Raw genomic sequence first — 24,935 nt, forward strand, 5'->3', positions numbered from 1 at the left:
GCTCAGTCCTGCGGGAGCTTGATGTTGCGCATGGTCACCAGCGCTGTCGCGCACAGCGTTTCCTCGCCGTCGGTCACGGAGTAGAGGTCTGCCGCGGCGACGGTCGTCGTGTGGCCGGCTTTGACGGTCCGGCCACGCGCGATCACTTTCTCGCCTTTCGCGGGCGCGAGGAGCTTCACGGTGTAGTCCACCGTCATGTTGACCCAGCCCGCGGGCAGCAGAGTTCCGGCAGCGGACCCGGCGGCGAAGTCGGCGAGCGAGCCGAGCACGCCGCCCTGGAAGAACCCGCTGTGCTGGGAAAGTTCCTCGCGCCACGGCTGAATGATCTCGGCCGTGCCGGGTTCGATCCGGCCGAAGGAGAAACCGAGGTGCTTCGCGGCGGGCATGCTCAGCACCACGTCGGTCACGGCCTGTGCGAAGTCGGAGTTGGGTGCGGTCACCGGTTGCGTCCTTTCGGGATCCTGTGGCCATCGGATGAAATCGCCGGCGAGGTAACGGGTTCTGGCCGCGGCGCGTCGGATCTTGCCGCTGCTCGTTTTCTCGAGCTGGCCGTGCCGGACGAGCACGAGGTCGCCGAGGGCCAGGTCGTGCTCGGCGACGACGGCGGCCCGGATCGCGCCGGCGACGTCGGCCGGGCGCGCGTCGTGGCGGTGGTCGCGCTGGATCTCCGCGACGAGCACGAGCTTCTCGGTTTCGGTCCCGGGCACGGCGAACGCGGCGACCGACCCGCGGCGCACGGCCGGATGCGCCGATTCGGCGGTGCGCTCGAGGTCGTGCGGGTAGTGGTTGCGACCGCGCAGGATGATCAGGTCTTTGCGGCGGCCCGCGACGTACAGTTCCCCGCCGGCCAGGACGCCGAGGTCGCCGGTGCGGAGGAAGTCGCGGCCGGAGCCGGCACAGCGCGCGCGGAACGTCTCGTCGGTCGCCTCCGGCTGCTTCCAGTAGCCCTGGGCCACGTGGTCGCCCGCCACCCAGATCTCGCCGACTTCCCCTGGCTGGCAGGGAATCCGCGTCACCGGATCGACGATCCGCACGTCCGCTCCCGGCAGCACGGTGCCGGCGCCGGCCAGCGCGCGTCCGCCGGGGTGCTCGGTGAGCTTGCCGTTCGCGAGATCGTCGACGTCGGCGGTCACCGTGCGCGGGCCGCGGCCCTTGCGGCTGCCGGTCACGATCAGCGTCGCCTCGGCCAGTCCGTAGCACGGGTAGAACGCCGAAGCCCGGAATCCGGCCGGCGCGAAGGTGTCCGAGAACCGCCGCAGCGTCTCGGGGCGAATCGGCTCGGCTCCGTTGAACGCGACTCGCCAGCTGGACAGGTCGAGGCCGTCCGGCACGCCGGAGCGTTCTGCTTGTGCGACACACGCGTCATACGCGAAGTTCGGGCCGCCGCTCGTGTGGGCGCGGTAGCGGGAGATCGTCGAAAGCCACAGCGCGGGCCGGCGGATGAACGCGCTGGGGGACAGGAGAACGGCGGTCGCGCCGACGTACAGGGGCTGCAGCACATTGCCGATGAGGCCTTGGTCGTGGAAGAACGGGGCCCAGCCGACCACAGTGGACTTCTCGTCATGGCCGAACCCGTGGCGGATCATCTCCTCGTTGGCCACCAGATTGCCGTGCGAGACCATGACGCCCTTCGGTGCCGAGGTCGAGCCGGACGTGTACTGAAGGAACGCCAGCGTGTCCGGGGTGGCTTCGACCGGCGTGAAGTCCGCGTCCGGGAGTTCGTCGACGGCGAGCCACGCGAGCCCGCCCACCAGACCGTCCACTTCGGACTTCAGCGGCGCGAGCGTGGAGAGCGTGAGCACGGCGGCGGGTTCGCAGTCCTGGACGATGCTGCGCGTGGCGTCCTGCACCCGGTTGCGCCGCGGCGGGTTCACCGGCACCGCCACTGCACCTGCGTAGAGGCAGCCGAAGTAGGCGACGATGAAGTCGAGGCATTGCGGGAAGAGCAGGAGCGCACGGTCACCGGGTGCGCAGACCCGGCTCAGTTCCGCGGCGACGGCGAGCGCGCGCCGATGCAATGCCGCATAGCTCAGGTCCGCTGTCTCGTCGCCGTTCTCGTTCACGAACACGTAGGCCCGCCGGTCCGGCTCCCTGGCGGCGCGGTCGCGCAGGACTTCGGGCAGCAGCATCAGCGCTCCAGTGCCTCGGTGATCCGCGCCGCGATGGCGGCCCGGTGGTGCTGGTGGAAGAAATGGCCGCCGGAGAACGCGCGGGTGTCGAACGGCCCGGTGGTGACCGCCTGCCACGCCGCCACCTGGTCGGCTTCGACGATCGGGTCCTCGGTGCCGGCGAAAACGGTGACCGGACACGTCAGCCGCGGTTCGGGCTCGGGCGGGCAGTCCTCGGACAGGGCGAGGTCCGCGCGGATGAGCGGGAAAGCATAGCGGCGGAACGCCGGGCTGGCCTGCATCGCGCTCGGCATGCCGAGGCCGGCGAGCGCCTCGGCGAATTCGTTATCGGGGAGCCGGTGGATCGGCGGTTTGCACGCGGCCAGGTGCGGCGCCCGGCGGCCGGAGACGAACAGGTGCGCTGGGGCCCGGCCCGCGGCCGAGAGCGCGCGGGCGAGTTCGAACGCGAGCAACGCGCCCATGCTGTGCCCGTACAGGGCGACCGGGCTGGTGCCGAGGGCGAGGACCTGGGGGAGCAGTCCGCCGACTGCCTCGTCGAGCCGGCGCAACGGCGGCTGGGCGGCGGCGTCCTCGCGTCCGGGCAGTTGCACGCGGACGGTCGTGATGCCCGGGGCGAACAGCTCCGGCCAGCGCGCGAACGACGCGGCACCGGCTCCGGCGTGCGGAAAGCACAGCAGGAGCGGGTTCGTCGGCGGGCCGGACCAGCGGAGCCAGGGCGGATTCGCGATCGCCGTCATGCGCCCGCCCCGAAGGACACCGGCAGCTTTCGCGGCCCGCGGACGATATAGCTGTGGTCCTGGTACTGGACGTCGGAATCCCCGAGGTCCAGACGGTCGGTGCGCAGCAGCAGTTGTTCGAACGCGATTTCGGTTTGCAGTTCGGCGAGCAGGCCGCCGAGGCAACCGTGCATGCCGTGGCCGAACGCGAGGTGGCCGTGGGCGTCCCGGGCGATGTCGAGCTCGTCCGGCCGGGAAAACACCTCCGGGTCGCGATTGGCCGCGCCGAGGCACAGCAGCACCTGGTCGCCCTCGCGCACCAGCTGGCCGCCGATCTCGACCTCGCGGGTGGCGAGGCGTTTGGTGAGCTGGAGCGGGCAGTCGTAGCGGAGCATTTCCTGCACCGCCGCGGGCACCAGTTCCGGCCGGGCGCGCAACCGCTCCGTCTCGCCGGGGCGGTGCAGCAGCGCCAGCAAACCGTTGCCGATCAACGACTTCGTGGTCTCGTTGCCCGCGACGAAGCACATCATGCAGACGAAGACGACCTCCTCGTCGGCCAGCCGATCGCCGCCGCCGGTTTCGGCCGCGAGCAGACGGCTGACGAGGTCGTCGCCGGGATGCGCGCGGCGAGCGTCGAGAACTTCGGTCAGCGCCGCCACGAAGTCCTCGACGACGTCGCACACGTGCGCGAAATCGCCCCCGCGCATGAGGCCGGGTTCGAGCAGGAAGCGGATGTCGTGGGTCCATTGGCCGACGTGCTCGCGCAGCGAGGGCGGCAGCGCCATCCACTCCGACAACACGGCGACCGGCAGCGGCGCGGCGAACCCGGCGATGGCGTCCATGCCGCCGGCGGCCAGCGCGCGGTCGAGCAGTTCCCCGGCGATCTTCTCCGCCGACGGCCGCAGCGCCGCCACCGCCTGCGCGGTGAAAACGCGGTTCACCAGGCCGCGCAGGCGGGCGTGCTCGGGATTGTCGGTGAACACCAGCGATTTGCGCCCCAGGCGCTCGATCCGCCCGACGTCGCGCCCGGACACCCGCCCGGCCTGCTTGCGCACGAGCTGCGGGATGAGGTCCGCGCTGAACGTGCGGTCGCGCAGCACGGCCTGCACGTCGGCGTGCCGCGTGAGCACCCACATGCCGAGGGTTTTGTGCACCGGCCGGGTTTCGCGCAGCAGCCGGTACTGCGGGTACGGGTCCGCCCGGAAGTCCGCGCCCAGCGGGTTGAACCGGATCGCCGTGCTCATCGCGTGAAATGCCCGTCGCCGTAGGGGGCGAGCACGAGCCGGAGCAGCCCGATCTTGCCCATCCGGAAGCCGAGCGCCGACAGCTTGAGGTAGCGCTCGTAGCGCGCGACGATGTCGGGTCCGACGAGGGCGACGGCCTCCTCGCGGCGGGCCCGCAGCCGCTTCGCCCACTGCCCGCACGTCCACGCGTAGTCCAGCCGGCCGTTGTGCATCGAGCGAAGTTCGAACAGGCCTTCGGCCGCGGCGGCGATTTCCGCGAGTGTCGGGAGATCGGCGTCGGGGAAGACGTCCTGCTGCATGAACTCGCTCGCGTCCTGGCGGGACATGTCGGCGTAGGCGATGGTCTGCAGCGAGAGCACCCCGCCGGGCGCGAGCCAGTCGCGGCAGCGGCTGAAGAAGTGCCGGTAGACGCGGATCTTCTCCGCCGGAGGGTCGTCGGGGCGGGCGAAATGCTCGAACGCGCCGATCGACACGATCCCGTCGAACCGGCTGCCGGGTTCGTAGTCTGTCCAGCTTTCCAGCAGCACCTCCGCGCCCGGATACTCCTGGGCGGCAACGAACTCCGCCTGCCGCCGGGACAGCGTGAGACCGACAGCGCGCGGGACGTGATGGGTTTCGGTGAGCCGCTGCAGGATCGAACCCCAGCCGCAGCCGATGTCGAGCACGCTGGCGGCCCCGGCGGCGCCGATCGCGTCCAGGTGGTAGGCGAGCTTGTGTTCCTGCGCTTCCTCGAGCGAGTCGTCCTCGGTTTTCCGCAGCGCGCAGGAATACGTGAGCGATTCGTCGAGCCACAGCGCGAAGAACTCGTTGCCGACGTCGTAGTGGTGGCTGATCGCGCCGGCCGCTCGTTGTGCCGTCGGCGCGTTCACGGCGCGACGCGCTCGCGCAGCCGGTCGTGCAGGTAAGCGGCGACCGCGCGCAGGCTCGGGTTCTCGAACAGCGTCTCCGGCGGCAGGTCGACGTCGTAGTGCTCCTCGACCTCGGTCAGCAGTGCGACGGCGATGGCGGAGTCGATGCCGAGCCGGTCGAAATCGGCGTCGGGGTCCACCGAATCCACGGCGATCTCCAGCAGGTCGGCCACGTAGCGGCGGCAGAACCGCAGGATCGCGTCTTCGCTGTGGTCCATTTCGGTCGTCCTCATGCTCGGGTCGCGGCGGACACGGGAATCCGCTTGGCCGCGCGGCGGTCTTCGTCGGGCAGTTTCAGGTCCCAGGCGAGGCCGGCCGCGGCCAGCAGCCGGATCAGCCAGAACCCGGGGTCGAGCCGGTACCAGTCGAGGCCGAACGACGGCGAGTCCGGGAAGGCGTGGTGGTTGTTGTGCCAGGCCTCGCCGAGGGTGATCAGGGCGAAGACGCCGCCGTTGCGGCTGTTCTCGCGCGATTCGTAGGGCCGGGTGCCGAACATGTGCAGGAACGAGTTGATCGCCCAGACGATGTGCTCCAGCAGGAAGATCCGCACGAACCCGCCCCACAGCAGGCCGCTCGCCGCGCCGGTCCAGCTCATCGTGACGAGGCCCCCGACGAGCGCGGGGAGCAGCAGCCCCAGCACGACCCAGTAGTAGTAGAGGCGGGCGACCCGCACGAGCGGCTGGTTCTTCAGCAGGTCCGGCGCGTAGTGGACGATGTTGGGGTACTCGTGGCGGCGCATCCACAGGAAATGCGAATGCGCGAGTCCTTTGAGGCGGCCGGCGAAGCCGCTGCCGGAGAGGTTCGGCGAGTGCGGGTCGCCTTCGCGGTCGCTGCACTCGTGGTGGCGGCGGTGCAGCGCGACCCACGAGATCACCGAGCCCTGCCCGGCCATCGAGCCGAGCACCGCGAGCACGACGGTCACCGACCGGGTCGCCTTGAACGTGCGGTGGGTGAACAGCCGGTGGTAGCCGGCCGTGATCGCGAGCCCGGTCAGCAGCCACATCGCGAACAGCAGCACGACGTCGCTGATCCGGAGCGGATGCACGGCGAGGAACGCGAACGCGCCCGCGGTGCCGACGATCGGCAGGATGTCGAACAACAGGAAGTGGCGGCGCTGCAACTTGTGCAGGTACGGGCTGCTCAGCACCTTCCGGCGGGGACCCGGGCGTTGCGGGCCGCCGGACTCGGGGGATTCCACGTCTTCCACCGCCGCGTCCGGTGCGGGCGGCGCGGTTTCTTCAGCGGACACGGAGCGAGGCTAACCGCGGCGGGCGGGCGCCCGAAGCGGCGAGACGGGAGTGCGTTCGCCCGATTGGTTTTGGTTATGGCGCGCCGTTCGCGCGGCGAATCGTGCGGGACTGGGGCCATGACTACTGAGCTGAAGGCCCCCGCGGGCTTCGGAGCCGTGTTCGCCGCGATCGACCAGGACAACCCGGATTACGCCCTCCTGCAGCGCATCGTCAGCGGTCTCATCCCGTTCGGCGCGCACGCCGGGGTCGAGGTCACGCAGCTCGGCCCGGACCGCGCGGTCGTCGAGATCCCCGACGAACCGCACCTGGGCAACCACTTGCGCACTGTCCACGCCGGGGCCTTGTTCCTCGCCGCCGACGTCGCGGGCGCTTGCGCGTTCGTGGGGGCGATGGCGACGCGCCTGGGAGCGATCGGCTCGTTCGTGCTGCGCGATTCGCGGATCGCGTTCCGCAAGCCGGCGACGGGCCGCGTCCGCGCGGTGGGCACCATCGACCGCGGCGACGTGGAGACGCTGCTCGCGGCGAAAGGCGAGCAGCGGCTGGACGTCGACGGCCGAGCCCTGCTGTACGACGAAGCGGGCACGATGGTCGGCAAGGTCCAGCTCGACTACGTCTGCACTCTCGCACCGGAGGCGTGATGGCTGCCGAAGCTCCGGCCGGGCTCGAGGAGAGCGTGGTCGAGACGCCGGACGGCGCGCGGCTGGCCCTGCGCCTGCTGCCGCACCCCGACCCGGCCGCGCCGGTGGCGCTCGTGCTGCCGGCGATGGCGATCAAGGCGAAGTTCTACCTTCCGCTGCTGAAGGCCCTGCACGCCGCCGGACTCACCGCGGCGGTCGCCGATCTGCGCGCGCAAGGCGACAGCGAGCCGAAGCTGGGCGAGGGCCCGGGTTTCGGCTACCGCGAGCTGCTTGAGGTGGACCTGCCGGCAGTCGCCGCGGCTCTGCGGGCCCGCTTCCCGCAGGCGCCGCTGCACCTGTTCGGCCACAGCGTCGGCGGGCAGCTGGCGTTGCTTCACGCCGCGGCCGAGCCCGAGGGCGTCGCGAGCGTGACCACCATCGGCACCGGATCCGTCTACTGGCGCTCGTTCCCGGCGCCGCGGCGGCTGTCGATCCTCGCCACCACCCAGTGGGTCGGGCTCGTGTGCCGGGTGCGCGGAAACTGGCCCGGCGGCGGCGGGATCGGCCCGATGACCGGCGGGGTGATGGCCGATTGGGTGCGCCACGCGCGCACCGGACGCTACCGCCCGCGCGGCACCGCTCGCGACTACGACCGGTTGCTCGCCGGGCTCGCCCTGCCCGTGCTCGCCGTCTCGCTGGACAAGGACCCGCTCGGTCCCGAGTCGACGGTGCGGTTCCTGTGCGAGCGGATGCCGTCGGCGAAACTCGCGCGCTGGCACATCGACGGATCGTCGGGGCTCAAGCACCTCGGCCACGCCTCCTGGGTGAAGGACAGCGACCTGGTCGGCCCGGCGGTGGCCGCCTGGATGACCTCGGGCAAGGTTCCCGGGTGACATAGGCCACAAACGCCCGTGCGGTTCACGGCTCGTTCGCCTTGGCGGACGACTATGGACCGCGCCGTGCGGGCGGAGGTGGTGGCGGTGGAGTACCGGCATGTGCTGGCCTTCCTGGCGATCGCGGACGAACTGCACTTCGGCCGCGCCGCCGCGAAGCTGCACCTCACCCAGCCCTCGCTGAGCCAGCAGCTGCAGCGCCTGGAACGCACCCTCGGCGTCGAGCTGGTCGCGCGGACCACCCACGAGGTGCGGCTCACGCGGGCCGGCGCGGCGTTCGAGGTCGAGGCGCGGGAGCTGGTGCGGCAGGTGGACCTCGCCCGGCGCTCGGCGCGGGAAGCCGCGGCCGGGCGGTCGGGCACGGTCCGCGTCGGCTACAACTTCCCGGCGGCCCAGCACGTGCTGCCGCCGGTGCTGGAGAAGATGCAGGCCGGCTTCCCCGAGGTCTCGGTGGTGCTCGAGGAGAAGCGCACCGGCCCGCAGCTGCGCGCCCTCGAAAACGGCGAGATCGACGTCGCGCTCGTCTACGGCCGCCCGGCCACGGCGAAGTTCCGCTACCGGCGGCTGATGCGGCAGTCGCTCGTGGCGGTCGTGCGGCAGCGCCACAAGTGGGCCGGGCGGCCCGGCGTGCCGTTCGCCGAATTGGCCGGGCAGCCGTGCGTGCTGTTCGAACGCGACCTGTGCCCGGCGATGTACGACGCGATCGTGGGCGCCGCCGACGAGGCGGGCATCGGGCTGGACGTGGTCCACGAAATCGACCACCCCGCCACGACGGAAATCCTGGTGACCGCGAGATCGCTCGTCGGTTTCGCGTCTATTTCCCGCGCGATGCTCGCGGGCGCGGTGGCGGGCGGCGCGCGCACGGTCGCGATTCCGCTCTACGACCCGGTTCCCACCGTCGATCTGTACGTCGTGTGGCGCGACGACGAGGACGACCGGGTGCGCGATTCGTTTCTCGAATGCCTCGACGCCGCGGGACCGTTTTCCAGTCCGCCATTACGCAAGTCAATCAGGTCATGAGTTCCGGCCGGACCGCGTTGACCGGGGTCCGGCGCGGGGCGAAGAATCGCGGTGTGAGCACAACAGCCTTGCCGGATGCGGCCAGGGACCAGGAATCGATCTACCACCAACTGTCCACAGTGGATTCTCCGGTGTTCGTGACGCGCGACGAGCGCGGGGTCGCGCTCACCCGCGACGCCGCGGCCGCCCGCCGGGCCGAAGTGCTCGCCGCGGCGCCGGCGGTGCGGCCGGAATCGCTGGGGGACCCGGAGTTCCGCAAAGCGCACGGAGTCGGCCACGCCTACCACGCGGGCGCGATGGCCAACGGAATCGCGTCGGCCCGCATGGTCGCCGCGATGGCACGGGCCGGATTCTTGGCGTCGTTCGGCGCCGCGGGCGTGGTGCCCGCGAAGCTCGACGAAGCGCTCGCCGCGATCCGTCGCGAGGTGCCGGGGCGGCCGTTCGCCTGCAACCTGATTCACAGCCCGAGCGAGCCCGCGCTGGAGCGGGCGACCGTGGACGCCTGCCTGCGGCACGAGGTCCGCTGCGTCGAGGCGTCCGCGTTCCTCGACCTCACGCCCGAGGTCGTGCGGTACCGGCTGGCGGGGCTCGACCGCGGCGCCGACGGCCGGGTCGTGGCCGGCAACCGGGTCATCGCGAAGGTTTCGCGCGCCGAGGTCGCCGAGAAATTCCTGCGGCCCGCTCCGGAGAGCCTGGTGCGGGCCCTGCACGAGACGGGCGCGGTCACCGCGGACCAGGCTCGCTGGGCCGCCGAGGTCCCGATGGCCGACGACATCACCGCCGAGGCCGACTCGGGCGGGCACACCGACCGCCGCCCGCTGGTCGTGCTGCTGCCCGCGCTGATCGCCCTGCGCGACCGCATCAGCCGGGAGAATCCGCACGCGGCGCCGGTCCGGATCGGCGCGGCCGGCGGGATCGGCACGCCCGCCGCGGCGGCGGCCGCGTTCGCCATGGGGGCGGCCTACGTGGTCACCGGTTCGGTCAACCAGTCCTCGGTCGAGGCCGACCAGTCCGACGCGGTCAAGAAGCTCCTCGCCGCGGCCGGTGCGGCCGACACCGAGATGGCCCCGTCGTCGGACATGTTCGAACTCGGGGTCGACGTGCAGGTCCTCAAGCGCGGCACGATGTTCCCGGCCCGCGCGCGGCGGCTCTACGACACTTACCGTTCCTGCGCGGGCCTGGACGCGATCCCCGCGGCCGAGCGCGCGGACCTGGAGCGGAAGGTCTTCCAGCGTTCGTTCGACGAGGTGTGGGACGACTGCGTGCGCTACTTCTCCGAACGCGACCCGGACCAGCTCGAGCGCGCCGAGGGCAACCCGAAGCGGCGCATGGCGCTGGTCTTCCGCTGGTATCTCGGGCGGTCCTCGGGCTGGAGCATGAGCGCGGCTCCCGGCCGCGCGGCCGACTACCAGATCTGGTGCGGGCCGGCGATGGGCGCGTTCAACGAATGGGCCAGCGGCACTTACCTCGCCGCGCCGGGGCACCGGCAGGTGGCGGAGATCGCGGCCCAGATCATGCGCGGAGCCGCGTTCTCGGCCCGCGTGAGCCAGCTGCGCGCCGCCGGGGTCCGCCTGCCGGCGCGCTGCACCACCTACGTCCCAGTTCCGCTGGGGGAGGCGACGAGATGACCGCGACCCAAGAGGTCGGCAGTGCGTGGCTGGTCTGCGGCGGCTGCGGAAAAATCCTGTACGGCAAGCGATTCGCCCGCTCCGGGCGAGTCTGCCCGGAATGCGGCCGGCACGCGGCGCTGACCGCCGGGCAACGGCTCGATTCGCTGCTCGACCCGGGTTCGGCCCAGCCGCTCGAGCTGGTGGTGTCCGACACCGACCCGCTGCAGTTCTCCGACACCTGGCCTTATGCCGAACGACTCGCCGACGCCCGCGCCCGCACCGGCCTCGTCGAGGCGGTGCGGTGCGCTCGCGGCCGGATCGAAGGCAATCCGGTGGTCGTGGCCGCGATGGATTTCCGGTTCCTCGGCGGAAGCCTCGGCTCCGCGGTCGGCGAAGCGATCACCGGCGCGGCCGAGGTCGCGCTCGCCGAGCGGACGCCGCTGCTGATCGTCACCGCCTCCGGCGGGGCGCGCATGCAGGAAGGCGTGCTGTCGCTGATGCAGATGGCCAAGACCAGCCAGGCGCTCGGCCAGCTCGACGAAGCCGGTCTGCTCACCGTTTCGCTGATCACCGACCCGACGTTCGGCGGCGTCGCCGCTTCGTTCGCCACGTCGACCGATCTGATCGTCGCGGAACCGGCCGCGCGTCTCGGCTTCGCCGGTCCGCGGGTGATCGAGCAGACGATCAAGCAGACGCTGCCGGACGGGTTCCAGACCGCGGAATTCCTGCTGGAGCACGGGATCGTGGACCTGATCCGGCCGCGCGCCGCACTGCGCGCGACGCTCGGCCGGCTGCTGGCGATCGCGACCCGGCGGCCGGACGGGCCGCGGACCGAGATCTCGCCGGCGGAGCCGACGATCACCGACGCCCGGCGGCTGCCGGAACGTTCGGCGTGGGAGTGCGTGCGGGCGGCGCGCGAACTGGACCGGCCCACGACGCTGGACTACGCGGCGCTGCTGCTGGAGGATTTCCACGAACTGCACGGAGACCGGATGTCGGAGGACGACCCGGCCCTGGTCGCCGGCCTCGGCCGGTTCGAGGGCCAGCCGATCGTGCTCATCGGTACGCAGAAAGGCCACACGGCCGACGAACTCGCCCGCCGCACCTACGGCATGCCGAGCCCGGCCGGCTACCGCAAAGCCGCCCGCGCCATGCGGCTCGCGGCGAAGCTCGGCCTTCCGGTCGTCACCCTGATCGACACCGCGGGCGCCTACCCCGGCGTCGAGGCCGAGCGGCGCGGGCAGGCGGTCGCCATCGCGGAGAATCTCAAGCTGATGGCCGGGCTTCCGGTGCCGGTCGTCGCCGTGGTGACCGGCGAGGGCGGCAGCGGCGGCGCGCTCGCGCTGGCGTTCGCCGACCGGGTGCTGATGTGCGAAAACGCGGTGTACTCGGTGATCAGCGCCGAAGGCTGTGCCGCGATCCTCTGGAAAGACCCGGCGGCCGCGCCGGCCGCCGCCGAGGCGCTGCGCGTGGACGCCCGCTCGCTGCTGAGCCAGGGCGTGATCGACGGGGTGATCCCCGAACCCGACGGCGGCGCGGGCGCCGACCACGTGCGCGCGGCCGCCGCGTTGCGCGCGGCGCTGGCGGAGAGCCTGGCGCAGCTCGTGCCCTTGGACCAGATGAATCTCGTGACCCGCCGTCGCGCGCGGTTCCGCGCGTTCGGCTCGGACGGCTCAGTGCTGCTCGACGACGCGCCGCACTCCACCAGGACGGACAACTCGGAGAGGGCCCGGTGACCACCGAAGTGAACGCGAGCGCGCCGATTGCGGAAGGAACAGACCAGGTGGTGACCGTGCTGCGCGAACAGGTGCTCGCGCTGTGCACGGAATCGCCGCGGCACCCGGCGACGGTCCGGGTGAGCGCGCACGGCGTGGCGGTGGAGGTCGAATGGCCGGAGCCGGCCGCGGCTTCCGTCGCCGAGGCCGAGCCGGCCTCGCCGGATGTCGCACCGGCGCCGGTCGCCGAACCGGCCGGAACGACGTCCGTGTGCGCGGAGACAGTCGGCACTTTTTACCGTGCGCCCGAACCCGGCGCGAAGCCGTTCGTGACCGAAGGCGACGTGATCGCCGCCGGCACGCAGATCGGCATCATCGAGGCGATGAAGCTGATGATCCCGGTGTCCTCCGATCGCGCGGGCCGCGTCGTCGAGTTCCGCGTGTCCGACGGGACGCCCGTAGAGCACGGGCAGCCGCTGCTGGTGCTGGAACCCGCGCCGTGATCGGGTCGCTGCTGGTGGCCAACCGCGGCGAGATCGCGGTGCGGGTGATCCGGACGTGCGCGGAACTCGGCATCCGTTCGGTGGCGGTGCATTCGAGCGCCGACCGCGATTCCGCCGCCGTGCGGCTCGCCGACGAAGCGGTCCAAATCGGACCCCCGGCGGCCAAGGACAGCTATCTCGACATTCCCTCGGTGATCGAGGCGGCCCGCGGCCGGGGAGTCGAGGCGATTCATCCCGGGTACGGGTTTTTGTCGGAGAACGCGGATTTCGCCGAGATCTGCGAAGCCGAAGGGATCGCTTTCGTCGGCCCGCCGGCGAAGGTCATGGCGCAGCTGGGCGACAAGTCCAGCGCGCGCTCGCTCATGGCGGGCGCCGGGCTGCCGTTGCTGCCCGGCAGCCGCGACCCGCTCGGTGCGGCCGACGCGGCGAAACTGGCCGGGGAGATCGGGTACCCGGTGATCATCAAGGCCGTCGCGGGCGGGGGCGGCCGGGGCATGTCCGTCGTGCGGTCGGCCGCCGAGTTCCCGCGCGCCTGGACCCAGACGCGGGCTGCGGCGCAGGCGGTGTTCGGCGACGGCAGGCTCTACGTGGAGCGGTACCTCGACTCGGCGCGGCACGTCGAGATCCAGGTGCTCGCGGACCAGCACGGCTCGGTCGTGCATCTCGGCGCCCGCGACTGCTCGTTGCAGCGCAGGCACCAGAAGCTCGTGGAGGAGTCTCCGGCGCCGCTGCTGCCGCCGGAGCTGATCGACGAGATGGGCGCGGCAGCGGTGCGCGGAGCCGAGGCGGCGGGCTACGTCGGAGCCGGGACGTTCGAGTTCCTCGTGGACGAGGAGCGGCGGTTTTTCTTCATGGAGGTCAACTGCCGGCTGCAGGTCGAGCACCCGGTGACCGAGGCGGTGACCGGGCTGGACCTGGTACGGGAGCAGTTGCGGATCGCCTCGGGCGAGCCGCTGGGCTTCGCCCAGGACGACGTGCGTCTGTCCGGCGCGGCCATCGAATGCCGGGTCAACGCCGAGGATCCCGCCCGGGAGTTCGCGCCCGCGCCCGGCCTGCTCGACGAATGCCGGCTTCCGGCCGGACCGTTCACGCGGGTCGACACCCACGCCTATCCGGGCTACCGCGTGCCGGCGCTGTACGACTCGCTGCTGGCCAAGGTGATCGTGTGGGCGCCGGACCGGGACGCGGCGATCGCGCGGATGCGGCGTGCCCTCGCGGAGGTCGAAGTGCGCGGCGCCGGGGTCGCCACGACCGCGGAGTTCCTGCACGAGGTGCTCGGCCATCCGCGGTTCCGCGCGGCCGAACACGACACGACCTTCATCGAGACACTGTGACCGGCCGGGAGGGCATCGTGCGGGAGTATCGCGTTGCGGCATTGGTCGAACCCGCGGACGACGAGGGGCTCGCGGACGCGGTCTTCGAGCGGAATCCGGGCGACGTCGTGTTCAGCCGCGCGACCGCGGGCGGCTGGTTCGACGTGACGGCCCGCGAGTTCACCACCGAGGTGCGCGAGGTGGCCAATGGCCTGGTGTCGGCCGGGATCGAGCCGGGTGACCGGGTGCTCGTCCTGGGGCGGACGAGCTACGAGTGGTCGGTCGCCGACTTCGCGGCGCTGAGCGTCGGGGCCGTGGTGGTCCCGGTGTACCCGACGTCGTCGGCCGAGCAGATCCGCCACATCATCGCCGATTCCCGGCCCGCGGCGGGTTTCGCCGAAACACCGCAGCAGCGGGAATTCCTGGCCGAGGCGGGACTTTCCGGGCCCTGCTGGCTTTTCGGCGAGCTGGCCGAGGGCGAGGTCGCCGACGAGGAGGTCGACCGGCGGCGGGCGGCCGTGCGCGCCGACGACCTCGCGACGATCGTCTACACCAGCGGCACCACCGGCGTGCCCAAAGGCTGCCTGCTGACCCACCGGAACGTGCTCGCGGCCGCCGCGAACGTCGTGGAGCTGCTGCACGAGGTGTTCCGGCCGTCGTCCGGAGGACCGGCGTCCACCCTGCTGTTCCTGCCGCTCGCGCACGTATACGGCCGGGTCACGCAGTTCGGCTGCGTCTGGGCTGGCGTCCGTACCGGACTCGTCGGGACGCCCGCGGAACTGCTGGGCGCGCTGCCGTCGTTCGGCCCGACGTTCCTGGTCGGCGTGCCGTACCTGCTGGAGAAAATCCGGAAGGCGGCCCGGACCGCGGTCGGCGAAGCGGCGTTCCCGGCCGTGGACGCGGCTGCCGTCGCTCTGGGGCACGCGCGGCGGCACAAGACCGACGAGCCGCACCTGCCGGTCGATTTCGCTGCGGCGCAAGAGAAATTGCGTGCGGCGATCGGCGGAAAGCTGCGGTACTTCGTGGCCGGCGGGGCCTCGCTGGAACCGTCCACAGCGGACTTTTTCGCCGCGCTGGACGTCGAAGTGCTCGGTGCGTACGGGCTCACCGAGGCGTCGTCGGCGGTCAGCATGAGCGCACCGGGGGCGAATCGTCCCGGTGCGGTCGGCCGGCCGGTGCCCGGCACGACGGTCGCGATCGCCGACGACGGCGAGATCCTCGTCCGCGGCGACCAGGTGTTCCCGGGGTACTGGCCGGACCGGGCCGGGGCGCCGGCGCCGTGGCTGGCCTCGGGCGACGTCGGGCTGCTGGACGACGACGGGTTCCTGCACCTCACCGGTCGGCGCAAGGAGATCATCGTGACCAGCGGCGGCAAGAACGTCGCGCCCGCGCCGCTGGAGGACCGGGTGCGGCTGCATCCGCTGGTGAGCAACTGCTTGGTGGTGGGGGAGGGGCGGCCGTTCGTCACCGCCCTGATCACTGTGGACGCGGCCGCGCTCGCGGGATGGGCCGAGGCCCATGGCGTGGACTGCGCGGACGGCGTGCCGGTGGACGACCAGCGGCTGCTGCGGGAAATCGCGAGTGCGGTGGACGGAGCCAACGCCCTGGTGTCCCGGGCGGAATCGATCCGCCGGTTCGCGGTGCTGCCGCAAGACTTCTCGGTGGAGCGCGGACAGCTGACGGCGTCGTTGCGGCTTCGCCGGCACGTGCTCGAAGCGGAATTCGAGGAGACGATTTCGGGGATGTACGGAAACTGACGCCAGAAAAGCGGTGGCCGAGTGCGGTCACCGCTTTTCGCGTACCCTCAGGCCGCGGCCAGCAGGCACAGGTAGTTGAAGTCCATGGTGGCCACCAGGGCGTCTTTGCCGTCGCGCAGCAACGCTTTTCCGGCGAGCTCGAATTGCGCCTCGGACCGGCTCGCGACCGCGGCGGCGAGGTCCGGCCCGGACACCGTGCCGTGCGCCCGGATCCGGCCGTTCGCCGCGCGCAGGAACGTCGCCCGGGTGTCGCGCAGCACGAAGGTCCGCACGTGCAGGATCCGCGGCGCGATCGCGCCGGAGAACGCCGCCGCGCACGCGACCTCGGCGGCCAGGAACTGCGCGCCCGCGTGCACCGTGCCCAGGTGGTTGAGCATCTGCCCGGAGGCGGGCACCTCGGCGGACGCGGTCCCGGGCCCGAGTTCGGTGATGCGCACGCCCGCGAGGTTCACGAACGGGACGACGGTGTCGATCGTGGCGCGGATCTGCTCGTAGTCCGGGGCGGCCGCGCCGGCGAGCGACGCCAGCCGGGCCTGTGCGGCGGTGATTCCGGTGCTGGGCCCGTTTTTCGCAATCATGGCGGAATTACCGCACGGGCGGCCGGCGAATCGGTGAACCGGAAATGACGCGGCCGTCTCGCGGGCATTGCCGGTGCGACAATTGTGCGCCGGTAATCGGGGCGGCAAATGATGTGATCGGAAGGCGGAATGCTGATCAAGCCCCGGGCCGGTTCCGGGGTTGACTGTCGCCGTGGTCGCCGGTGACCGCGCACCGGAATTCGAGCGACGCCTGGGAGGCACCCTGATGTACGACGCGATCGTGATAGGCGCGCGCTGCGCGGGCTCACCGGCTGGCATGCTGCTCGCCCGGCGCGGCCACCGGGTGCTGGTGGTGGACCGCGCGACCTTCCCCAGCGACACGGTGTCCACTCACTACATCCAGCAGCGCGGTCTCGCCCGGCTCGCCGCGTGGGGCCTGCTGGACGAACTCGTCGCGACCGGCGTGCCCGCGATCAAACACATGACGGTGTCCTATCGGGACATCGTGATCGCCGGGTTCGCCGACGCGATCGACGGCATCGATGTGACGTACGCGCCTCGCCGCACGGTGCTCGACCAGATTCTCGTCAACGGAGCGCGGGCCGCCGGTGCGGAGGTGCGCGAGGGCTTCACCGTGCGGGAGCTGATCTTCGAGGACGGCCGGGTCGTGGGGATCCGCGGCGTCGCCGCGGACGGCCAGGCGCACGAAGAGCGCGCCCGCATAGTCATCGGCGCGGACGGGCGCAATTCGTTCGTGGCCGAGGCGGTGGGAGCCCAGCGCTACCGCGAGGTGCCGGCCGAATGCTTTGTCTACTACAGCTATTTCAGCGGTCTGCGCACCGACTTCCACAGCCGCATCGGCGTGGGCGAGCAGATCGGCATCTGGCCCACCCACGACGACCGCACGCTCGTCGCCGTGATGCGCAAAGCCGAGGCCCTGCCGGAATTCCGGGCCGACGTCGAGGGCAACTTCCACGCGATCGCGCGGGCGATCGTGCCCGAGTTCGCCGAGGAACTCGCCGCGCACGGACAGCGCGAGGACCGGTTCCACCCGATGCGCTACCCGGACAACTACTACCGGCAGTCGCACGGCCCGGGCTGGGCGCTCGTCGGCGACGCCGGTTACCACAAGGACCCGCTCACCGGGCTGGGGATCTCCGACGCGTTCGAGTACGCGCAACTGCTCGCCGACCGGGTGCACGACGGCCTCTCCGGCGACGTGCCGATGGCCGACGCGCTGGCGGAGTACCAGCGCGAGCGCGACGCGAAGTCGCACTCCAGCTTCGAGTTCACCTGTTCGATCTCCACGCTCGAGCTCACCCCGCAACTGCACGCGGTCTTCCGCGCGCTCGGCGGGGATTCCGCGTACGCCAAGGACTTCTTCGCGATGATCGGCGGCGGGATGACCGGCGAGGAGTTCTTCGCGCCCGAGCGCATGGCCAAGCTCCTGGGCGCTTCGGCTTGACGGGAAAGGACCGACGTTGCCTCAGCACGAACTGACCGTGATCGGCGACAGCTTCGCCGAAGGCCGCGGCGCGCCGGTGCGGCCGGACGGCTCGTTCGCCGGCTTCACCGTCCACCTGGCACAGTCGCTCGGCATCCGCGGCCCGGTGCTGAACCTCGGTTCGTACGGGGCGACCACGCAGGACGTGGTGGACCGGCAGCTGGCCGTCGCGCTGGCGAACCCGGCTCCGCTGATGGGGGTGATCGTCGGCGGGAACGACCTCGTCACCGATTACGACCCCGAGCGGTTCCGGCGGAACCTGCGCACGATCTACACCCGGCTGGTCGCGCCCGGCAGGCTGGTCTTCACGACGAACTGGCCGCGCATCCCGGACCGGCTCCCCGGACTGCCCGACGCGGCCCGCGCGGTGCTCCGGCGGCGATTCGCCGAAGCCAACGACTATCTCGGCCGGCTCGCGCCCGAACTCGGGCTCGCCTGCCTCGACCTGGCGAACGCACCGGTCACCGCCGACCCGGTGATGTGGTGCCCGGACGGCATGCACCCGAGCGCGGCCGGCCACGAACTCATCGGAGCCGCGATGGCGGACCTCGTCGACGAGGCGCGCTGCGCGCTGCTCTGACCCGCCCGGCACCGCCGGGACCCATGCGATCAACGGCGATCACACCAGCTGCCTTGACCGGATGAGAACCTGAGACAGGGGTAGGCACGTGAACGACCACCAGCGGCCCGAGGACGACCGGCACACCGCGCGCAGGCTCGCGGACCATCCGATCGCCATCGTGGGCCTGTCCGGGCTGTTCCCGATGGCGCGGAATTTCCGCGACTTCTGGCAGAACGTCGTCGACGCCGCCGACTGCACCTCCGAGGTGCCGGCTTCGCGGTGGAACCTCGACGACTACTACGACCCGGACCCGGCGGCCCCCGACAAGACCTACTGCCGGCGCGGCGGCTTCGTGCCCGAGGTCCCGTTCAGCACCACCGAGTTCGGCCTGCCGCCCAACCAGCTCGAGGTCACCACGGTCGTGCAGCTGCTGAGCCTGCTCGTGGCGCGCGACGTGCTCGCCGACGCGGGCGCGGTCGGCGCGCGGTGGTACCGGCCCGAGCGCACCGGCGTGGTGCTGGGCGTGGCCGGGCCGACGACGCTGTCGCATCCGCTCGCCGCGCGCCTGTCCACGCCGGTGCTCAAGGAGGTCGTCCGCAGCTGCGGGCTGACGCAGGCCGACGCCGAGCAGATCGCCGAGAAATACGCGGCGGCGTTCGCGCCCTGGGAGGAGAACTCGTTCCCGGGCTTGCTGGGCAACGTGATCGCCGGGCGGATCGCCAACCGGCTGGACCTCGGCGGGATGAACTGCACCGTCGACGCCGCGTGCGCGAGTTCGCTTTCGGCCGTGCACCTGGCCATCGGCGAACTGGTGTCCGGCCGGTCCGACCTGATGATCACCGGCGGATGCGACACCGAGAACTCGGTGTTCGGGTACCTGTGCTTCAGCAAGGTCGGCGCCCTCTCGAAGTCCGGGCAGATCCGGCCCCTCGACGACACCGCGGACGGAACGCTCGTCGGCGAGGGCATCGGCATGCTGGCGCTCAAGCGCCTCGCCGACGCCGAACGCGACGGAGACCGCGTGTACGCGGTCATCCGCGGCATGGGTTCGTCCAGCGACGGGCGGTTCAAGAGCATCTACGCTCCGCGCGCCGAGGGCCAGGAGGCGGCGTTGCGCCGGGCGTACGAGGACGCGGACTGCTCGCCCGCGTCCATCGGTCTTTTCGAGGCGCACGCGACCGGCACGCGCGTGGGCGACCAGACGGAACTGACGGCGCTGCGGGCGGTGCTGAGCGCGGAGACCGACGAGACCGGGTACGCCGCGATCGGCAGCGTGAAGTCGCAGATCGGGCACACCAAGGGGGCCGCGGGCGCGGCGAGCCTGATGAAGCTCGCGCTTTCGCTGCATCACAAGGTGCTGCCGCCGACGATCAACGTGACCAAGCCGAACCGGGCCCTGGACGAGGCCTCGCCGTTCTACGTGAACACCAAGACGCGGCCCTGGATCCGCGACCCGCGCCGCCCGGCCCGCCGCGCCGCCGCGTCCGCGATGGGCTTCGGCGGCACCAACTTCCACGCGGTTCTGGAGGAAGCGTCGGCCGATCGGACCGGAATCCGGACGTTGCACCGCACCGCGCGCGTGCAGCTGTGGCACGCCGCGGACCCGGCGGCGCTCGCGGACCTGCTGCGGTCCGGTGCCGCGCCGAACGGCGACGCGGGAATCCCGGCTGACCATGCCCGGATCGGCTTTGTCGCGCGCAGCGACGAGGAGGCTGCTTCGCTGCGCGAGCTGGCTGCCGCGGAACTGGCGTCGGCAGGCGCGGAATTCGCGCACCCCAAGGGAATTTTCTACCGGCGAAGCACGATGCCGGACCTCAAGATCGGCGCGTTGTTCGCCGGACAGGGCAGCCAGTACGTCGACATGGGTTTGACCGCGGTCCTGAACAACCCGGTCGTCGCAGCGGCGTTCGACGAGGCCAACGCGGTGTTCCCAGGTCTGGCGAACGTCGTGTTCCCGCCGCCGGTGTTCGACCCCGAAGCCCGCACCGGGCAAGAGGACACGCTGCGGCGCACCGACCACGCGCAGCCCGCGATCGCCGCGCTCTCGGCCGGCCAGTACCGGTTCCTGACCGAGCGGGGCCTCGACTGCGCTGGCGTGATGGGGCACAGCTTCGGCGAGCTGACCGCGCTGTGGGCCGCGGGTTCGCTCGCGGACGAGGATTTCTTCTCCCTGACCAAAGCGCGCGGCGACGCGATGGCCGGCGACACCGGAGACCCGGACGCGGACCCGGGCACGATGGCCGCGGTCCAGGCGAGCCGGGAACAGGTAGCCGAACTGCTGGCCGGGCACCCGGACGTGGGCATCTGCAACCACAACGCGCCGGAACAGGTCGTGGTCGGCGGCGGGACCACCGCAGTAGCCGCGTTCGTGACTGCCTGCCATGACGCGGGGCTGTCGGTGCGGGAGCTGCCCGTGGCGGGCGCGTTCCACACGCGGTATGTGGCGCATGCCGTCGAGCCTTTCCGCGAGGCCGTGAGCCGCACCCACGTCGGCGAGCCGCGACTGCCGGTCTACGCGAACTCCGCGGACGGCGAGTACGGCGCTTCGGTGGAGAGCAACCGCGAGGTGCTCACCGTGCAGCTTCTCGAAACGGTCGAGTTCGTGCGCGGCTTGCAGGCCATGCGCGCCGACGGCTGCACCGTGTTCGTCGAGTTCGGCCCGAAGGGCGTGCTGACCCAGCTTGTGCAGCGGACTCTCGGCGATGAGGTCGTCGCGATCCCCACCGACCAGGGACCGACCGGCGACAGCGACGCCGCGTTGAAGAAGGCCGCGCTGCGCCTGGCTGTCCTCGGCGCGCCCATCCACGAGGTCAACCGCGCCGACGCGGAGCCGTTCCGGGAAGTTCCGGCCGAGGGTATGGTCGTGCAGCTCACCGGCCGCGACTTCGTGCCGGAATCCCGGCGCGCGCGGTACGAGGGCCTGATCGGCGAGCCGACGATGCTGGAAGCGGTCGCGGAGGCCGCCGAGGCGGCGAAGCACGTCGCCGCCGCGGGCCCGGTTTCCTCGGCGCTGGCGCGGGTTCCCGAACCGCCCGCTCCGGCCGCGGCTCCCGAACCCCCGGCTCCGGCAGTCCCGGTCGCGGCGGGCCCGAGCCGGGACGAGGTCGTCCACCAGCACCTCGCCCTGCACGAGCGTTACACCGAAACGCAACTCGAAGTGACCGGCGAGCTCGTCTCGGTGCTGCGCGAGGCACAGCAGGCGGGCGCGGTCTCCGACGGCTTGGTGGCCACCGTGTCGGCGATCAAGGACCAGAGCCTCGCGATCGGCCGCTCGCACACCCGGGTCAACGAGATCCTCGCCTCGCTCACCGATCTCGAGCACGCCACCGCCGGGGTCGCTCCGGCACCCGCTGCTTCCCCGGCGCCCGCTGCTTCCCCGGAGCCCGTCGCGGCCCCGGCGGCTCCCGTGTCCACTGTGGTCACGACGAACGGTCACCACCCGGAACTCGCCGCCGCGGCGCCGCCCGAACTTCCCGCCGCCGGGCCGGATGTGGAGTCCGTGTTGGTGGAGGTGGTGGCGGAGAAGACGGGTTATCCGGTGGAGATGCTGGATGTCTCGATGGATCTGGAAGCCGATCTGGGGGTGGATTCGATCAAGCGGGTTCAGATCCTGGGTGCTCTCGGTGAGCGGGTGGAGGGTATTCCGCCGGTGGGGCCGGAGCAGGTGGCGGAACTTCGCACGTTGAGCGACATTGTCGGTTTTCTGTCCGGTGGTGCCGCCCACGCCGCACCGGTGGTGCCGAATGTGGAGTCGGTGTTGGTGGAGGTGGTGGCGGAGAAGACGGGTTATCCGGTGGAGATGCTGGATGTCTCGATGGATCTGGAAGCCGATTTGGGCGTGGATTCGATCAAGCGGGTCCAGATCCTGGGTGCTCTCGGCGAGCGGGTGGAGGGTATCCCGCCCGTCGGTCCGGAGCAGGTGGCGGAACTCCGCACGCTGAGCGACATCATCGGCTTCCTCGGCGGTGGTGCCAAGTCCGCCGGGCCGGATGTGGAGTCGGTGTTGGTGGAGGTGGTGGCGGAGAAGACGGGTTATCCGGTGGAGATGCTGGATGTCTCGATGGATCTGGAAGCCGATCTGGGCGTGGATTCGATCAAGCGGGTCCAGATCCTGGGTGCTCTCGGCGAGCGAGTGGACGGCATCCCGCCCGTCGGTCCGGAGCAGGTGGCGGAACTCCGCACCCTGAGCGACATCATCAGCTTCCTCGGCGGGAAGGCCGAGGCACCTACCACGGAACCCGTCGTCGAGGACGGCGCGGACCCGGTGTTGCTGCGCATCGAACCGGTGCCGCTGCCGGGCATCGACCGGCTCGAAGGAGCGTTCCGCGAAGCCCCGACCGCGCTGGTTGTCGACCACGGCGACCGGACCGCGGAGATTCTCGCGGCGGGCCTGAGCTTGCACGGATGGACCGTCCACACCGTCACGGTTCCGGAGAGCACCGGAAACGAGCTGTCCACTTGGGACGGAACGGAGATCGAGCAGGCCCTCGCGCCGCACGCCACCACGCAAATTGACCTCTGCCTCACCGTGCTGCCCGCGGACCGAGGCGCTGGCGCGCGCCGGATGGCGGACTCCATCCTCACCGCCAAGCTGGTGCGCGAGCGTCTCGAAGCGACCGCCGCGCAGGGGACCCGGGCGGCATTCGCCACCGTCACGCGGATCGACGGCGCGCTAGGCCACGGCGGCGGGCGCCCAGCGGAAGCGGCACTCGTCGGCGGGGTCGGTGGTCTGGTGAAAACGCTGGCCCTCGAAGCGCCCACGGTGTTCTGCCGGGCCCTCGACCTCGCGCCCGAGCTGGGCGACGACGTGCTGGCCGAAACCCTCGTCGCGGAACTCGCCGACGCCGCCCTCGACACCCGCGAGGTCGCGATCAGCGCCGACCGCCGCCGCTGGACAGTACGGCCGCTGCCGGTCGAGCCCACCGCTGCGGGGGCATCGACGCTCACTGCCGACGATGTCCTGGTCGTCACCGGCGGAGCGCGCGGCGTGACCGCGCACTGCGTCCGGGAACTCGCCGCACAGACCGGCTGCGAGTTCGTCCTCCTCGGCCGCACCACACTGGCCGACGAGCCTGAGTGGGCGGCTGGCGTCGCGGACGACGACCTCAAATCAGCCGCGATCACGGCATTGCACGATGCGGGGGAGAAGCCGACCCCGCAGCACCTGACGCGCCTCGTCCGGGATCTCCAGGCACAGCGGGAAATCCGCGCGACTCTCGGCGCGCTGGGCGAGCGCGGGCACTACGTCACCGTCGACATCACTGACGCCGACGCGACCAGCACAGCACTCGCTCCGTACCGCGAACGCGTCACCGGACTGGTGCACGGTGCCGGTGCGCTCGCCGACGGTCTGCTGCAAACCAAGACCGCCGAGGACATCCGGACGGTGCTGGCGACCAAAGTGGACGGTCTCACGAACGTCGCGGCCGCACTCGAAGGCGGCGAACTCCGCCACGTGATCCTCTTCGGCTCCATCGCGGGCGTGCTGGGCAACCCCGGCCAGGCCGACTACGCCACGGCCAACGAAGCGCTCAACCGAGTGGCCGTCAGCTGGAAGCGCGAATCGCCGGCGCAGCACGTCACCGCGCTCAACTGGGGTGCGTGGGACGGCGGCATGGTCACGCCGGAGCTGCGGGAGATGTTCCGCTCCCGAGGCGTGCCGCTGTTGGCGACGGACGCCGGGGCCCGCGCCTTCGCCGCACAGTTCGCGCCGCCGCGCACCGAGGACGTCTCGATGCTGATCGGCCCGCCAGTGCCGCTCGCCCCGCCTGTCCGGACGGGCGCCAGCGCGGCGTTCACCGCGAGCCGCGACCTCGCCGCGCTCGCCTCCGACGCGGTGCTGCTGGATCACCAGGTCGGCGAGCACCCGGTGTTCCCCGCCGCGGCCGGGCTCGGCTGGATGATCAACGCGCTGGAACGCGCCAACCCCGGCCTGCGCGTCGTCGAATGCACCGGATTCGAGGTGCTGAAAGGCATCGTCTACGACGGCGGCCACGACCGCGACCACCGTTTCGAGGCCATGGCCGGGCAGTGGACGGGCGACCGGCTGACGGTCCAGGCCGTGATCCGTTCCGCCGAACCGGGCAAGGCGGTCTCGCCGGCGCACTTCTCCGGCACGTTCGTCCTCTCCGCGCAGGTTCCGTCCGGTCCCGTGCTGGCGGTGCCCGCACTGGGCTCGGGTCCGGAAGACGGACTGGAGGTCTACCAGTCCGCGCACCTGTTCCACGGCCCGCTCCTGCAAGGCGTGCGCCGGATCCTGAAGCGGGAGGAGCGGCGCCTGGTCGTCGAGTGCCGCCTGCCCGACACCCCGCTCGGCCAGGGCAACTTCGCGGGCGCCTGGCACAGCCCGGTCCTCGCCGACGTGGTCCTGCAGGCCGGTTCGCTGCTCGGCGTGTGGTTCCTCGACTCCGGCTGCCTGCCGCTCGAGATCGGCCGGATCGAGTACTTCGCGCCCTTGACCGGCGACACGCCGTTCGTCGTAGTCGTCGACGATCTGCGCGACGCCGGTTCCCAAGTGACGGTCACCGCCACCGCCTGCGCTCCGGACGGCCGCGTCCTTCAGCGCTACCGCGACCTGTCGGTGATCGCCACCCCGGAGATGACCGCGAAGTTCGCCCAGGCCGTCCGCCTGCGGTCCGCCCGATGACCGCCGCCA

General features: G+C 71.6%; 18 protein-coding genes. 11 read left to right on the forward strand and 7 right to left on the reverse strand.

Annotated features, from left to right (window positions below; translation table 11 throughout):
- Positions 1–2 precede the first annotated feature (2 nt).
- Genes L942_RS44920 through L942_RS16145 form a run of 6 tightly spaced genes read right to left on the reverse strand, consistent with a single transcriptional unit; the run spans position 3 to position 6,246 of the window.
- Positions 3–2,129 carry an AMP-binding protein gene (locus tag L942_RS44920; RefSeq protein ID WP_037360922.1) on the reverse strand — a complete coding sequence of 709 codons (2,127 nt, stop codon included), beginning with the start codon at positions 2,127–2,129 and terminating at the stop codon, positions 3–5.
- The gene (locus L942_RS16125) at positions 2,129–2,866 is read right to left on the reverse strand and encodes a thioesterase II family protein (protein WP_037360924.1); all 738 of its coding nucleotides are present in this window, start codon (positions 2,864–2,866) and stop codon (positions 2,129–2,131) included. Before L942_RS16125 ends, L942_RS44920 begins: the two co-directional genes overlap by 1 nt.
- On the reverse strand, positions 2,863–4,089 hold the full coding sequence (locus tag L942_RS16130) for a cytochrome P450 (protein WP_037360925.1): 1,227 nt from the start codon (positions 4,087–4,089) through the stop codon (positions 2,863–2,865). Before L942_RS16130 ends, L942_RS16125 begins: the two co-directional genes overlap by 4 nt.
- Positions 4,086–4,958: an SAM-dependent methyltransferase gene (locus L942_RS16135; protein ID WP_037360928.1), complete on the reverse strand. Its 873-nt coding sequence runs from the start codon at positions 4,956–4,958 to the stop codon at positions 4,086–4,088. The genes L942_RS16130 and L942_RS16135 overlap by 4 nt, the downstream gene beginning before the upstream one ends.
- Positions 4,955–5,215, reverse strand: a complete 261-nt coding sequence (locus L942_RS16140) for an acyl carrier protein (RefSeq protein ID WP_051166013.1) — start codon at positions 5,213–5,215, stop codon at positions 4,955–4,957. Before L942_RS16140 ends, L942_RS16135 begins: the two co-directional genes overlap by 4 nt.
- Before the next feature lie 11 nt (positions 5,216–5,226).
- Positions 5,227–6,246, reverse strand: a complete 1,020-nt coding sequence (locus L942_RS16145) for an acyl-CoA desaturase (RefSeq protein WP_235079174.1) — start codon at positions 6,244–6,246, stop codon at positions 5,227–5,229.
- 117 nt (positions 6,247–6,363) lie between these two features.
- On the opposite strand from L942_RS16145, the gene L942_RS16150 reads away from it, so the two are divergent.
- From L942_RS16150 to L942_RS16185, 8 genes are read left to right on the forward strand one after another with little or no spacing between them, the layout of a single operon-like run.
- The gene (locus L942_RS16150) at positions 6,364–6,885 is read left to right on the forward strand and encodes a YiiD C-terminal domain-containing protein (protein ID WP_037360933.1); all 522 of its coding nucleotides are present in this window, start codon (positions 6,364–6,366) and stop codon (positions 6,883–6,885) included.
- Complete coding sequence (locus tag L942_RS16155) at positions 6,885–7,757, forward strand: alpha/beta hydrolase family protein (protein WP_037360935.1); 873 nt, start codon at positions 6,885–6,887, stop codon at positions 7,755–7,757. The genes L942_RS16150 and L942_RS16155 overlap by 1 nt, the downstream gene beginning before the upstream one ends.
- 54 nt (positions 7,758–7,811) lie before the next feature.
- The gene (locus tag L942_RS16160; RefSeq protein ID WP_235079177.1) at positions 7,812–8,777 is read left to right on the forward strand and encodes a LysR substrate-binding domain-containing protein; all 966 of its coding nucleotides are present in this window, start codon (positions 7,812–7,814) and stop codon (positions 8,775–8,777) included.
- Positions 8,778–8,830: 53 nt separating this feature from the next.
- Positions 8,831–10,405 (forward strand): PfaD family polyunsaturated fatty acid/polyketide biosynthesis protein, encoded by a 1,575-nt coding sequence (locus L942_RS16165; protein WP_037361062.1) that lies wholly within the window; start codon positions 8,831–8,833, stop codon positions 10,403–10,405.
- The gene (locus tag L942_RS16170; RefSeq protein WP_051166014.1) at positions 10,402–12,123 is read left to right on the forward strand and encodes an acetyl-CoA carboxylase carboxyl transferase subunit; all 1,722 of its coding nucleotides are present in this window, start codon (positions 10,402–10,404) and stop codon (positions 12,121–12,123) included. Before L942_RS16165 ends, L942_RS16170 begins: the two co-directional genes overlap by 4 nt.
- Complete coding sequence (locus L942_RS16175) at positions 12,120–12,605, forward strand: acetyl-CoA carboxylase biotin carboxyl carrier protein (protein WP_051166015.1); 486 nt, start codon at positions 12,120–12,122, stop codon at positions 12,603–12,605. The genes L942_RS16170 and L942_RS16175 overlap by 4 nt, the downstream gene beginning before the upstream one ends.
- Positions 12,602–13,939 carry an acetyl-CoA carboxylase biotin carboxylase subunit gene (locus tag L942_RS16180; protein WP_037360937.1) on the forward strand — a complete coding sequence of 446 codons (1,338 nt, stop codon included), beginning with the start codon at positions 12,602–12,604 and terminating at the stop codon, positions 13,937–13,939. The genes L942_RS16175 and L942_RS16180 overlap by 4 nt, the downstream gene beginning before the upstream one ends.
- Positions 13,936–15,675 carry an AMP-dependent synthetase/ligase gene (locus L942_RS16185; RefSeq protein ID WP_235079179.1) on the forward strand — a complete coding sequence of 580 codons (1,740 nt, stop codon included), beginning with the start codon at positions 13,936–13,938 and terminating at the stop codon, positions 15,673–15,675. Before L942_RS16180 ends, L942_RS16185 begins: the two co-directional genes overlap by 4 nt.
- Positions 15,676–15,722: 47 nt before the next feature.
- Here the strand turns inward: L942_RS16185 and L942_RS16190 are convergent, their stop codons facing one another.
- Positions 15,723–16,253: a PaaI family thioesterase gene (locus L942_RS16190; RefSeq protein ID WP_037360939.1), complete on the reverse strand. Its 531-nt coding sequence runs from the start codon at positions 16,251–16,253 to the stop codon at positions 15,723–15,725.
- Positions 16,254–16,479: 226 nt separating this feature from the next.
- Between L942_RS16190 and L942_RS16195 the strand changes: the two genes are divergently transcribed.
- The 3 genes from L942_RS16195 to L942_RS46005 all read left to right on the forward strand — a co-directional run bounded on the left by L942_RS16195 (position 16,480) and on the right by L942_RS46005 (position 24,926).
- Positions 16,480–17,679: an NAD(P)/FAD-dependent oxidoreductase gene (locus L942_RS16195; RefSeq protein ID WP_037361071.1), complete on the forward strand. Its 1,200-nt coding sequence runs from the start codon at positions 16,480–16,482 to the stop codon at positions 17,677–17,679.
- A gap of 16 nt (positions 17,680–17,695) precedes the next feature.
- A complete protein-coding gene (locus L942_RS16200) occupies positions 17,696–18,298 on the forward strand; it encodes an SGNH/GDSL hydrolase family protein (protein ID WP_037360943.1) in 603 nt (200 codons plus the stop codon).
- Positions 18,299–18,386: 88 nt separating this feature from the next.
- Positions 18,387–24,926, forward strand: coding sequence for a type I polyketide synthase (locus L942_RS46005; RefSeq protein WP_063695781.1), 6,540 nt, complete (start codon positions 18,387–18,389; stop codon positions 24,924–24,926).
- Positions 24,927–24,935: the final 9 nt, after the last annotated feature.

This window comes from Amycolatopsis orientalis DSM 43388 (genome assembly GCF_000411975.1).
Taxonomy (GTDB): Bacteria; Actinomycetota; Actinomycetes; order Mycobacteriales; family Pseudonocardiaceae; genus Amycolatopsis; species Amycolatopsis orientalis_D.